Source organism: Phyllobacterium sp. 22552 (genome assembly GCF_052044585.1).
In the GTDB taxonomy this organism is placed as follows: domain Bacteria; phylum Pseudomonadota; class Alphaproteobacteria; order Rhizobiales; family Rhizobiaceae; genus Phyllobacterium; species Phyllobacterium ifriqiyense.
In genome coordinates, this window is sequence record NZ_JBQENG010000008.1 from 284,231 (window position 1) to 296,093 (window position 11,863).

The following is an 11,863-nucleotide window of genomic DNA, read 5'->3' on the forward strand; positions in this document are numbered from 1 at the left end:
GTTTTATCCCCACATCACCGGAATGATCATGACACCTGATAATGACTTTGCTCGCCTTGCCGATTTTGACTCGATGAAAAGCGAACTGACCCGGATCCGGCATCACCTCCACGCCAACCCTGAGCTTTCGTTCGAGGAGGCCGAAACTGCGCGTTTCGTTGCAGAAAAGCTTGAGGCTTGGGGATATGAGGTCACCCGCAATGTCGGCGGTCATGGCGTGGTCGCCCGTCTGACCGTAGGCGCGGGAACCAAGAGCATTGCCATTCGGGCGGATATGGATGCTTTGCCGATCGAAGAGCAAACCAATCAGCCATATGCCAGCAAGTTTACGGGAAAGATGCATGCCTGCGGTCACGATGGCCATACGACAGTACTGCTGGGAGCGGCCGAATATCTCGCGCGGACACGCCGGTTCAGCGGAACAGTGAACCTCATCTTCCAACCTGCCGAAGAAGCAGGAGGATGGAGTGGTGCGCAGGCAATGATCGCCGATGGTCTTTTTGAACGGTTCCCCTTTGACGCGATTTTTGGCCTGCACAATCATCCGGGTGCACCGGAAGGGACATGGTTGATGCGCTCAGGTCCGCTTATGGCGGCAGCCGATACTGTCGAGATAAAGGTTCACGGCAAAGGCGGTCACGCCTCGCGCCCTCATCTGACAATTGATCCGGTCGTGATTGCCTGCAATATTGTGGTTGCTCTCCAGTCGGTCGTTTCCCGCAATATTGATCCCACGCAAACAGCGGTTGTAACGGTCGGAGCGATACATGGCGGGGAGGTGGCAAATGTCATTCCCGAAAGCGCAAGATTGCTTATCACCGTAAGGTCTTTTGATCCGAAAATCCGTGACCTTCTGGAGGCGCGCATCACCAAACTGGCAAGTGCCGTCGCCGATGGGTTTGGAGCAAAGACGGATATCAATTATACGCGGGGCAACCCGGTTGTCGTGAATTCGGAAACGGAAACCGAATTTGCGCGGACCGTGGCCGAGGAATTGGTTGGTGCGGATAAGGTTTCAATCTGCCCTCTTATTCCGGGCAGTGAGGACTTCTCACATTTTCTGCAACATAAGCCGGGAAGTTTCCTGCGTCTTGGCAATGGCGTGAATTCGCCAATTTTGCATAGCGACAAATATGATTTCGCGGATGAAAGCCTTACTGTCGGCGCAGCAATGTGGGCGCGGCTGACAGAGCGATATCTAGCATAATATTAAACTTGGTGTCTAAGCCCCTCACGGGATCGGCTGCGATCCTCCTCGGCAGTGAAAGCTGCAGGTGGCCACACGTGTATGCTGCAGGATTGCGCTGATCGCGTCGCGCGACCTGTCTCTCAATCGAACGTTTGTGCGATCTCCTGACGCTGGACGTCCCGCTACAACACAGGAACAGAACGATGACTGACAAGATGCCCTCATCACGGGCTCGAATAAGGGGATCGGCTTCGCTATTGCGCAGCAACTCGCACAGGCCGGGCATGTTGTATGGCTCGGGTGTCGTGATCTTAAGCTTGGCGAGCAAGCCACCGAGAAGCTCAGTCGTGACGGCCTCGCGGCAACCGCAATTCGCCTCGATGTAACTGACGACGGATCCGTAGACGAAGCGCCCGCACTCCACGTACTCGTGAATAATGCCGGATTGATGTTCGGCCGAGCGCTTCGACCGAGTGAAGAGCCGGTCGATTAAATGCGTCAGATGCTGGAGGTGAATACCCTCGGGCCTCTGTGCGTGACACAGGCTTTCTTACCCCTTCTTCGCAAGGCAGAAGGCGCGCGGGTTGTCATGATGTCCAGCGGGCTCAGCTGTCTTGATGCCACGGCAGACATCACGAGTGAAAACTGGAGCGTCGGTTATGCTGGCTACTGCGCCTGCAAGACAGCTCTCAACATGATGACGGTGAAGCATGCAAAAGACCTGATGACCGAGGGCATCAAGGTGAACGCGGCTGATCCAGGCCTCACTGCAACCGATATGACGGGCCATATGGGGGAGCGCACGCCGAAAGAGGCGGCCCGGATCGCGGTTTATCTCGCAACGCTTGGCCCGCTGGGGCCGACAGGCGGCTTCTTCCATGACGGGAATTCCGATCCCCTGCCTCGCCATCGATGGTAAGCCGGTACTCTAAGCTCGGCATAATTCCGTTGATCGGTCGCCTTCGCGGGCAGAGGTCGAGCGCGTGACGCACTGCACGAACAATTGATCGCCTTCCAGCGAGGAAGCGATGGTTTTGGCAATCACGGCTCGTGACTGGCTGAGCATGGCCAAGCGAAGTATGTAATGCAGATATAGAGACCGCTTTCACGTCGGTGCCGCCATGTCCGTTGCACTCTTGCACCCGCCGCGATGCTCTAACCGATGTCGGAGCTCTGCTAGTGCGAAGAGCAGGGAAGAGGTGGTTGTCCGTTCAAAGTGTCGCAGCAAAGTTTAGCTGGCGGCTCGCCCCTGGCGAATGACCGGTAATGCGCTTGAACGCGCGGCTGAAGGCGGCTTGAGACGTATAACCAAGCTTGTGCGCTACAGTGTCGATAGCAAGCTTGTCACGAGTTAACCACTGACTGGCGAGCCGCATCCTGAGGTCTGCAGCATATCGCAGTGGCGGGATACCAATCGTAGATTGAAAACGCTCCGCAAAGACTGAACGGGAGATATTGCATTCCGCCGCCAGTTTTTCCACCGACCAGTCACGACCGGGTTGTTGATGTAACGCCAGAATGGCGCGTGCCAGTCGGGGATCGCGCAAGGCTGCAACGAGACCGGAGGCGTTTCCGCAGCCGCATTCCACCCAACCTCGCACGATCATGGCGGCCATCACCTCAGCCAATCGCGCGAGTATGCCTGCAAACCCGATCCGGCCCGAGCAGATTTCATTCTTCATGCTGGTAAAAATGGGCGCCAGCCCCGGATAGCGGTCGTTTTCAGCATCAGCAAGCATGAAGGGTGGCATCAGCGGACCAAGTCCCTGCATCCCGCCAAGATCGAACTCCATGCAGCCATAAAACAGGATGGCGCTTGGAATCATGCTTGTGCTGGGGCAGGTATCCACCCCACTTACATTGTCGCCAAGGGTGGCGGCAGCAAAGCTGTCGATAGGCAGCACTGAGACGCCATTGTCCGACAGCAAGGCATGCTCCTCACCTTGGGGGGCAAGAACGGCGCTGCCTGCCGATAATTTGTGCAACGTGCCGTCCGCGCTCCGCAAGAGCGCGTTCCCGACGGCGAGGTAGTGGAAATAGGCATAGCCGGGTCTGGCAAGAAATCTCATACCAAATTCGGGCCCGGTCTGGATGCGACGGTATTGCACGCCACGCAGGCGCATCCCGGAAAGCAACTCACTTACGAGGTCAGAGGAAAGCGCGAAGGAATTTTGCAGGGCCATTTCAGGAGTTTCTATCAATAATACAGGTGAATAAATCATAGATCGTCCTGCATTTGATGTCTAGGTTCCGGGTCTAACTGATTGATACGGGAAGGAATCCTGAATGACTGATATCGCCTGCTGCTCTGCATTAAGCACAGAGCCTGATGACGTGGTGCATAACCCGCCTGTATCCGCCGCATGGCTTGCAGTGTTTTCGCTGACAATGGGTGTGTTCGGTCTGCTGACGGCAGAATATCTTCCTGCAAGCCTTCTGACACCTATGGCCGCTGAACTTGGCGTGTCTGAGGCTTTAGCCGGGCAGGCGGTTACCGTAACCGCCGTGGTGGCCCTGTTTTCCGGTTTATTCGTGCCGGTTTTGACAAGAGCGCTCGACCGGCGTTCAGTTCTCCTGGCCTTTTCCACGTTGATGATCGCATCCAACTTACTGGTGGCCGTCTCTTCCAACATGACGATCCTGTTGGTGATGCGTGTCTTTCTGGGCATTGCCCTTGGTGGTTTTTGGGCAATGGCGGCAGCCGTCACGATGCGGCTTGTGCCTCCTGCACTCCTTCCGCGCGCTCTGTCTATCGTCTTCAGCGGCATCGCGGTGGGGACTGTCGTTTCCGTCCCGCTGGGCAGCTATCTCGGAGAGTTGTTCGGTTGGCGTAGCGCATTTTATGCGGCGGCGGCGATTGGGCTGGTGACAGTGGTGTTTCAGCTTTTCACCTTGCCGAGACTTGCCTCGCGCAAAACCACGGTCCGACTGAGGACAGTGCTGGACGTTGTGCTGCGTCCAAGCATCGCTGTAGGAATGCTGGGCTGCATTTTGGCTCATACCGGGCATTATGCGCTGTTCACTTATATAAGACCCTTTCTTGAAAGTACTGCAGGCGTTGATCCTGATTCTCTCGCGCTGATATTGCTTGGGTTTGGCGTAGCAAATTTTGCAGGCACTCTTTTTGGAGGGTGGTTGATGGAGCGCAGTCTGCACGGAACCCTCGTATTGATGCCGGCACTGGTGGGCATAGCTGGGCTGGTATTGGTCTTCTTACCAGTTTCTGGCGTCGGACTGGCGCTTCTGGTGGCGTTCTGGGGATTCGCATTTGGCGGCGTCCCGGTCGCCTGGTCGACCTGGGTGGCGCGTTCGGTTCCCGATCAGGCGGAAAGCGCTGGTGGAATGGTGGTTGCCTCGGTGCAGGGAGCTATCGCTGCTGGAGCTGCAACGGGGGGCCTTATGTTCGGCTTGAGCGGTATTGTCGGGGTGTTCCTCGGAGGCAGCGTCGTGATGCTTATTGCGGCATTGATCATAGCGTTGTGTGTCAAGGTTATTCCAAGGACGCGAGGATGACAGCCGCCGCCAGAGGAGGCCCGACAGGTCTTCATCAAGCAGAGCATCCCAGCAGGTACTTCCGAAAATCCGGAGACATCGGGAACCTGGTAGCGTTTGTGGTGTCACCGGGTGCAACATCGACCAATAGCCGCAGTATCCACTATTGCCGAGGTGGGTTCCCGTCCGACGAATTCCCCTGCCGCTTCAATCTTAGACCATGAGGCGTTCGCTCCCAAACGGGTGACTTCCAGATGCTTGCCTGTGAAGCAGCAGCAATTGGTATCGCTTCTCCGTCATCCGGATTATGATGCATAGCTGAGAATGGGCGCGGTCGCCGCGTCCGAACACCTGCTCAGGAGGGCAATGTGAAATCGCAAACCGTGAGAGTTATGGCCGCAGTCGAGGAAGATCTGGCGGTTGAAACGGTCATACTGGCGTTTGCAGCAGACCCCATGACGCGATGGACTTGGCCGCATGCACACCAGTACCTTACAGCAATGCCACGAATGATCCGGGCCTTCGGGAGCACCGCATTCTGTAACGGAACTGCCTTTTACACCGACGGCTACGCCGGCACGGCGCTGTGGCTATCGCCCGGCGTGCATTCCGACGAGGAAGAGCTTGGTGCGGTTCTAGAGAGCACAGTTGCGCGCGCTCTAGCACCCGAAACAACTGCCATATTTGAAGGCAAAGGTCACGGTGACGCCTTGATGGCGTACGCACTTGCACGGTGCGATCTTGATCACGCGCCAGCCTATCTTGAATCCTCGAACCCGCGCAACATTCCCTTCTACCGACGCTACGGCTTCGAACAGCTCGGCGCGATCCAGGTCGGTTCGTCGCCGACGCTTGTCCCGATGCTGCGGCGGGCGCGTTGAGTTCCGATTCGATCACACGATCATAGCCCAGGACGTCCTGCGCGGCTCAGCCGCGAAACGAAGATGGAGCGGGCCGGCGAGACCATCGGCCGGGCGCCCAACAGGCAAGACGCTTTTGATCGGGATTGTAGACATGTGGGCTACGATTAGAACTGCCTGAAAATCGGCCATTATCCGGCATTTTCGAACGAACGTTTCCTGACAGCTTTCATTTTCGTGCACGATGCATGTATCTTGCATATCGCTATTAATCAGTATGATTGTATTTGATTAATAGCGGAGGCGTTTATGGAAACCAAGGTATTCACCGCACATGTGCCGCTGCCTCTCGCTAAGAAGGTGGATGAATTGGCCAGCCGACTTGATCGTTCGCGTGGTTGGATTGTAAAGCAGGCGTTACCAGCCTGGATCGACCGGGAAGAAGAACGGCATCAACTGACGGTTGAAGCGCTTTCCGACGTGGACGCCCGCAACGTCATGGACCATCAGTCCGTCCGGACATGGGCTGCCAGCCTCGGTACAGAAAAGCCGCTGCCAGTACCGCGTTGATGCAAATCGACTGGACCATGGCAGCGTTGTCCGATCTGGCGCGGCTCTACGATTTCCTGCAGCCGCTCAATCCCAATGCAGCTGCCCGAACGGTGCAATCGCTTACTGCTGCGCTAGAACAATTATCGCTCCATCCACGCCTTGGCGAGGAACTGGAAGAATTTCAACCTCGCGAAATCCGCATTATTCTCATTGGCCAGTACGAGATGCGCTATGAAATTCAAAGTAACTCGATTTATATCTTGCGGATATGGCACACGGGAGAGGATCGATAGCGGAGTCTCTACATCGTTGGATCTGCCGCGCAGTTGCCTACGATCCTGGGCAGATGTTCGGGACAGGACTGGTTAGGATCTGTCGCTCCCTTGCGGAGAAGCCTGGTCGCACTTCGGTGCTGAGTTTGCCTCTGCCTGGACTCAATCCCAATCTCAACCACCGCACTGCTGGAAACAGCTTTGCCTCGCCATGCCCCATCCGCACGCATAGCACTCGTCGCTGCGGATCGGAATGACATCCATTCACTCGTTCCAAAATTCATCATACAAGAAACTATAATTTGTATATTGACATTACTTTAAGTGATCCATATCCATTTGCTGTTGGATTACGGCAGCATGCAGCAAGCAGGATCTTCAGGAGGAGGGGATGGCTGAGCAGCGTTGTAGACTTATGTCGGCGTCATTATTGCCTGGAATACGGGCAACTAAAAAAGGGGAGGACGGGCATGTATATTTCAAGACTGACAACGCTGGCTTTTGCAGTTGGCTCGCTGCTCATTGGTTCGGCAAGCGCACAGACGCAGTTGCGCTCAGCTGACACGCATCCAGATGGCTACCCAACCGTTGAAGCGGTGAAGTATCTGGGTGAGCTTATCAAGGAGCGGACGGCCGGACGTTACGGGGTGGAAGTCTACCACTCGGCTCAGCTGGGCGAGGAAAAGGATACGATCGAACAGACGCAAGCTGGGGTAATCGACTTTAACCGGGTTTCGATGGGGCCTTTCAATGGCATCGTTCCCTTGACGCGGGTGCCATCCCTTCCTTACATTTTCCGTTCGACTGATCATATGCGCCACACGATGGACGGACCTATTGGCGAGGAAATACTCAAGGCATTTGAAGCGCACAATCTTGTTGGTCTGGCGTTTTATGACTCAGGCGCGCGCTCCTTCTACAATACAAAGAAGCCAATCACGTCACTCGATGACCTGAAAGGGATGAAGTTCCGCGTCATCCAGTCAGATGTCTTTGTTGATATGGTCAATGCACTGGGCGCCAATGCCACTCCAATGGCCTATGGCGAGGTTTACTCCGCGCTTGAGACGGGAGTTATCGATGGAGCGGAAAACAACTGGCCGAGCTTCGAGTCCGCAAAACATTTTGAAGTGGCGAAGTATTACACAATCGATCAGCATCAGATCGTGCCGGAAGTTCTTGTCATGTCAAAATCCAGTTGGGACAAGCTTACTCCGGAAGATCAGGCAATTTTCCGACAGGCTGCAAAAGACAGTGTCGTCAAGATGCGCGAACTCTGGGACGCCCGGGAAAAGAAATCGCGGGAAATCGTCGAGGCAGCGGGTGTCAAGATCAATGAGATCGATAAACAGCCTCTTATCGACGCAATGAAACCCGTCCATGAAAAGTATCTCTCGACGCCAGAACTTAAAGATATGGCGGCTCGCATTCAGGCAACCGAATAGGCTGATGGCATGGAGAGTGTCGGGCTCTCCATGCCAAAATGAGCTGGAATGGGGATTTGCCGATGGCAAACATGAATTCAAAGGAAGGAACACAAGCGCCTTCCGAAAACAAAGCGCGTCTTTTGCGTTGGAGTATCGTGCTTACGAAAGTAAACGATTGCGCTCTTCATCTGGCAGCATTCGGGCTTGTGGTTATGACAGGACTGGTGGCCTATCAGGTTTTCTCAAGATTTGTTCTCAATTCGTCGCCCAGCTGGACAGAAACAAGTGCCATTATGGTGATGAGCTGGTTTATCTTTCTTGGTGCAGCCATAGGCGTTCGCGAGAATTTCCACCTGGGTTTTGATGTCCTTCTCTACGTGCTGCCGAAGGGCAGCAAGGCTGCGTTGCGAACGATTTCGGATGTTGTCGTACTGTCATTCTCGCTTGGAATGGTCTGGTATGGCGGCAAGCTGGTTGCTCTTACCTGGAAGTCGACTATTCCATCCCTCGGACTACCGGGAGGTTTCGACTACTTGCCTCTGGTTGCTGGTGGATGTCTGATCAGCCTGTTTTCACTGGAGCGGATGGTCCTCCGCTTTGCCGGTGTTGCTGTCGACAAGGATATCAACCTTGAAGATGTGCCGGATATGCCAGCTGTGCAGGAGGCATAAGATGGACCTCTGGATATTATTCGGTGTTTTCACGCTTCTGATGTTTATCGGAACGCCGATAGCATTCTGCCTTGGCGCGGCGAGCTTTGCGACGGTTGTTTATCTTGGTTTGCCGCCCCTCGTCGTATTTCAGCGGTTGAATTCAGGGATGAGTGCCTTTTCGCTCATGGCAATACCGTTTTTTATCTATGCGGGCGACCTGATGGTGCGTGGCGGTATTGCGCAAAAGATCGTTTCGTTCGCCGGTTCATTGGTCGGACATTTAAGAGGCGGTCTGGGACAGGTCAATATTATCGCCGCGACGCTGTTTGGTGGCATCTCCGGTTCGGCCGTTGCGGAAGCTGCGGCTGTTGGCGGGCTCATGATCCCGCAAATGAAGGCAAGGGGCTACGGCGCGGACTATGCCGTCAATGTGACTTCAATGGCAGCGCTGATCGCGCTGCTTCTGCCTCCGTCCCAAAACATGATCATTTATTCCATCGCCGGTGGCGGAAAGATTTCCATCGCGGATTTGTTTACGGCCGGTATCATGCCCGGGCTTCTGCTTGCCGCTTCCTTGATGGTGACTGCTTATTTTGTGGCGCGCAAACGTGGTTATCCCATCGAAAAATTCCAAGGTTTTGCCCGTGCCGGCCAATTGGCGATCATAGCTGTTCCGGGCCTGCTGCTCATCGGGATTATTTTTGGTGGTGTACGCTCAGGCATTTTCACTGCGACCGAAAGCTCATGCATCGCGGTCATTTATGCATTGCTCGTTACGGTTTTCGGGTACAAATCCATGAAATGGGATGACTTTGTCCATGCAACCATGGGTGCCGTCCGCACGACTGCCATGGTGCTTGTAATCATTGGCACGGCAGCCTCGTTCAGTTGGTTGATGGCCTATCTGAAGGTGCCCTTGGCGCTGATTGCCGGAATGAACGCAATCTCAACGGATCCGTTGATGGTGCTTCTATTACTCAATGTCCTCATGCTGCTGCTTGGTACGTTCATGGATATGGGGCCGATGATCATCATCTGCACACCGATATTCCTGCCGATCGCAACGCATTATGGCGTTGATCCCGTTCATTTCGGCGTCATCCTGATCCTCAATCTGGGTATTGGGTTGAATACACCGCCTGTCGGAACGGTGCAGTTTGTGGCATGCGCCGTCGGTAAGATAACTGTATGGCAAGCAATGCGCTCGATATGGCCGTTCTACGGTGCCGGAATTGTGGTTCTAGGGCTTGTCACCTATATTCCCGCCATCTCGCTCTGGCTTCCGAGCGTTTTCAAGTAAAGGCGGCTTCTATATGGATATTGTGACTGATCTGAGGGTTGAGAGAAAGCCGAAGCTTTCCGAATCGGTTGTCGCGGCCATACGTGAACAGTTGCAAACCGGACTCATTCAACCCGGTCAAAAGCTGCCGACAGAGGGCCAGCTCACCGAAACCTTTGGTGTCAGCCGCACTGTCATCCGCGAAGCGTTGGCCCAACTTGCTGCCGCGGGTCTGGTCGAACCACGGCAGGGAGCAGGCGTCTTCGTCATTGAACAGCTCTCAACTGCATTTGGTGCGCTGACTTCCGAAATGGGCACCAAAAATTCTATTGCATTGAATGTGCTTGAAGTGCGGCTTGCAATCGAAATCGAGTCCGCCGGCTTGGCCGCGATCCGTCACAATGCAGCCCAGGAAGCGGAGATTCAGGAGGCATTCTTCGAATTTGATACGCTGTTGTTGAAGGACCAGCCGACGGGACCGGCTGACCTTGCCTTTCACCGGGCAATAGCCAGCGCTACCAATAATCCGTTCTATGTTGAAATGCTCGACGTCCTAGGACGCCGCGCTATTCCGTGTGACGTCACTTCGCCATGGTCAACGGAAGTAGCGCAGTCGGAGGATTATCAGCGCGGGCTGCAGCGTGAGCATCTGGCAATCCTCAATGCAATTTCAGCTGGAAACGCCGAGGCAGCGCGCGGTGCCATGCGCGCGCATTTGTCTGCGAGCCAGCAACGATATCTCGGAAGAATCCAGGCGCGGCATGGATTTTATGAAGCCGGTTCCGTGAGGGAACCACAATCAAATCAGGAATAGTTTCAAGATAGCATGACCCAAGATCATATCGAATACAGCGCACGTTACGCCATCGACCCCGTAGCCGCTTCTGCGATGGGAACCGATGAATTGCGCCATAATTTTCACATAGGCAATCTTTTCGAACCGGATAAGATCAATCTCACCTATACCCATTATGACCGCATGATTGTCGGTGGTGCGACGCCGGTTGGTGGCGTGCTCACTCTTGAAACGATCAAGGCGACCGGCACGAAGAATTTTCTGGACCGCCGCGAACTGATTATCGTCAATGTAGGCTGTAAGGGTAGCGTGGTTGCTGGTAGCGAGACCTTCGAACTCGCGGAACGGGACATGCTTTACGTCGGCATGGGCGTCGAAACAGTATCTTTTGAATCGGCAAACAGTCAGCAACCCGCGAAGTTCTATCTGCTCAGCGCCCCTGCACACCAGACCTATCCAACCCGGCACATTCGTATCGGCGATGCTAAGCGAGTCGACCTTGGCAGTCAGGCAACATCGAATGAACGTTCAATTTTCCAATTCATCCACGCGGATGGTGTGAAGACCTGTCAGCTTGTCGTCGGCATGACACAACTTGCACAGGGCTCGGTTTGGAACACGATGCCGTGCCATGTGCATGATCGCCGAATGGAAGCCTATCTTTATTTTGATCTGCCGGAAACTGGCCGCGTTTTCCATTTCATGGGTGAGCCTGATGAAACCCGCCACATTGTGATGCGCAATGAAGAGGCTGTTCTTTCGCCAGGCTGGTCGATCCATTCCGGGTCAGGCACATCAAGCTACGCCTTCATTTGGGCCATGGCCGGTGACAATGTGGACTACACCGACGTTGACCCCGTCGCCATGGATGACCTGAAATGAGTTCGACCATCGGACGCGGATTCTTTGTGGCTGCGGGAGACGGTGTCTGGGAAAACACTGAGCCCGGAGTGAGGAGGCGCATCATGGCCTATCTTGATGAGATGATGATGGTGGAAGTCCTTTTCGAAAAGAATGCTGTCGGAAGCCTGCACTCACATCCGCATATTCAGGCAAGTTATGTTGCGGAAGGCCGATTTGAAGTGACCATTGATGGCGTCATCACCACTCTTGAGCAAGGCGGAAGTTTCATCGTTCCAGGGAATCTTACGCATGGAGTTAAGGCCCTGGAGGCGGGCCGTTTGATCGATATCTTCACCCCGCATCGAGCGGAATTCCTCAAGTAGTTCAGACTAGTCGGCGCACCCGCCTTTTACATTGGCCGCCCACAACGGATCTGCTGCTGCACTGGCCACGGCCACGCGGTTATGCCTCGTAAAATGCCATCGCTCGATCGCGGAAAA

The 11,863-nt window shown here is 54.7% G+C and carries 12 protein-coding genes and 1 pseudogene; 12 read left to right on the plus strand and 1 reads right to left on the minus strand.

Translation table 11 applies throughout. From position 1 onward, the window contains the following. Positions 1-28: 28 nt before the first annotated feature. A complete protein-coding gene (locus ACTJI9_RS19375; protein ID WP_440810338.1) occupies positions 29-1,207 on the plus strand; it encodes a M20 aminoacylase family protein in 1,179 nt (392 codons plus the stop codon). A 205-nt stretch (positions 1,208-1,412) separates the two neighbouring features. Further along, positions 1,413-2,108: pseudogene (locus ACTJI9_RS19380) on the plus strand (SDR family NAD(P)-dependent oxidoreductase). Positions 2,109-2,400: 292 nt separating this feature from the next. Here ACTJI9_RS19380 and ACTJI9_RS19385 read toward each other — a convergent pair. Beyond that, positions 2,401-3,411: an AraC family transcriptional regulator gene (locus ACTJI9_RS19385; RefSeq protein WP_440810340.1), complete on the minus strand. Its 1,011-nt coding sequence runs from the start codon at positions 3,409-3,411 to the stop codon at positions 2,401-2,403. Between the two features lie 64 nt (positions 3,412-3,475). Here ACTJI9_RS19385 and ACTJI9_RS19390 point away from each other — a divergent pair, with 64 nt between their 5' ends. The 10 genes from ACTJI9_RS19390 (at position 3,476) to ACTJI9_RS19435 (ending at position 11,746) form a co-directional block, all read left to right on the plus strand. Further along, positions 3,476-4,702, plus strand: coding sequence for an MFS transporter (locus tag ACTJI9_RS19390; RefSeq protein ID WP_440810342.1), 1,227 nt, complete (start codon positions 3,476-3,478; stop codon positions 4,700-4,702). 347 nt (positions 4,703-5,049) lie between these two features. Continuing rightward, positions 5,050-5,562, plus strand: coding sequence for a GNAT family N-acetyltransferase (locus ACTJI9_RS19395; protein ID WP_440810344.1), 513 nt, complete (start codon positions 5,050-5,052; stop codon positions 5,560-5,562). A 288-nt stretch (positions 5,563-5,850) separates the two neighbouring features. After that, entirely contained in the window at positions 5,851-6,111 is a 261-nt protein-coding gene (locus tag ACTJI9_RS19400; protein ID WP_440810346.1) for a CopG family ribbon-helix-helix protein, read from the plus strand. Further along, positions 6,111-6,386 carry a type II toxin-antitoxin system RelE/ParE family toxin gene (locus ACTJI9_RS19405; RefSeq protein ID WP_440810348.1) on the plus strand — a complete coding sequence of 92 codons (276 nt, stop codon included), beginning with the start codon at positions 6,111-6,113 and terminating at the stop codon, positions 6,384-6,386. Before ACTJI9_RS19400 ends, ACTJI9_RS19405 begins: the two co-directional genes overlap by 1 nt. A gap of 449 nt (positions 6,387-6,835) precedes the next feature. Beyond that, positions 6,836-7,810: a TRAP transporter substrate-binding protein gene (locus ACTJI9_RS19410; protein WP_440810350.1), complete on the plus strand. Its 975-nt coding sequence runs from the start codon at positions 6,836-6,838 to the stop codon at positions 7,808-7,810. A gap of 62 nt (positions 7,811-7,872) precedes the next feature. After that, a complete protein-coding gene (locus ACTJI9_RS19415; RefSeq protein WP_440810352.1) occupies positions 7,873-8,463 on the plus strand; it encodes a TRAP transporter small permease in 591 nt (196 codons plus the stop codon). Position 8,464: 1 nt separating this feature from the next. Further along, positions 8,465-9,745 carry a TRAP transporter large permease gene (locus ACTJI9_RS19420; RefSeq protein WP_440810354.1) on the plus strand — a complete coding sequence of 427 codons (1,281 nt, stop codon included), beginning with the start codon at positions 8,465-8,467 and terminating at the stop codon, positions 9,743-9,745. A 13-nt stretch (positions 9,746-9,758) separates the two neighbouring features. Continuing rightward, the gene (locus tag ACTJI9_RS19425; protein ID WP_440810356.1) at positions 9,759-10,538 is read left to right on the plus strand and encodes a FadR/GntR family transcriptional regulator; all 780 of its coding nucleotides are present in this window, start codon (positions 9,759-9,761) and stop codon (positions 10,536-10,538) included. Between the two features lie 12 nt (positions 10,539-10,550). Then, on the plus strand, positions 10,551-11,402 hold the full coding sequence (kduI, locus tag ACTJI9_RS19430; RefSeq protein ID WP_440810358.1) for a 5-dehydro-4-deoxy-D-glucuronate isomerase: 852 nt from the start codon (positions 10,551-10,553) through the stop codon (positions 11,400-11,402). Next, positions 11,399-11,746 carry a cupin domain-containing protein gene (locus ACTJI9_RS19435; protein ID WP_440810359.1) on the plus strand — a complete coding sequence of 116 codons (348 nt, stop codon included), beginning with the start codon at positions 11,399-11,401 and terminating at the stop codon, positions 11,744-11,746. The genes kduI and ACTJI9_RS19435 overlap by 4 nt, the downstream gene beginning before the upstream one ends. Positions 11,747-11,863 lie beyond the last annotated feature (117 nt).

Coding starts and splice junctions, on each gene's coding strand:
- ACTJI9_RS19375 (WP_440810338.1), top strand. CDS start 29: ATGACACCTGATAATGACTTTGCTCGCCTTGCCGATTTTGACTCGATG.
- ACTJI9_RS19385 (WP_440810340.1), bottom strand. CDS start 3,411: ATGATTTATTCACCTGTATTATTGATAGAAACTCCTGAAATGGCCCTG.
- ACTJI9_RS19390 (WP_440810342.1), top strand. CDS start 3,476: ATGACTGATATCGCCTGCTGCTCTGCATTAAGCACAGAGCCTGATGAC.
- ACTJI9_RS19400 (WP_440810346.1), top strand. CDS start 5,851: ATGGAAACCAAGGTATTCACCGCACATGTGCCGCTGCCTCTCGCTAAG.
- ACTJI9_RS19405 (WP_440810348.1), top strand. CDS start 6,111: ATGCAAATCGACTGGACCATGGCAGCGTTGTCCGATCTGGCGCGGCTC.
- ACTJI9_RS19410 (WP_440810350.1), top strand. CDS start 6,836: ATGTATATTTCAAGACTGACAACGCTGGCTTTTGCAGTTGGCTCGCTG.
- ACTJI9_RS19415 (WP_440810352.1), top strand. CDS start 7,873: ATGGCAAACATGAATTCAAAGGAAGGAACACAAGCGCCTTCCGAAAAC.
- ACTJI9_RS19420 (WP_440810354.1), top strand. CDS start 8,465: ATGGACCTCTGGATATTATTCGGTGTTTTCACGCTTCTGATGTTTATC.
- ACTJI9_RS19425 (WP_440810356.1), top strand. CDS start 9,759: ATGGATATTGTGACTGATCTGAGGGTTGAGAGAAAGCCGAAGCTTTCC.
- kduI (WP_440810358.1), top strand. CDS start 10,551: ATGACCCAAGATCATATCGAATACAGCGCACGTTACGCCATCGACCCC.
- ACTJI9_RS19435 (WP_440810359.1), top strand. CDS start 11,399: ATGAGTTCGACCATCGGACGCGGATTCTTTGTGGCTGCGGGAGACGGT.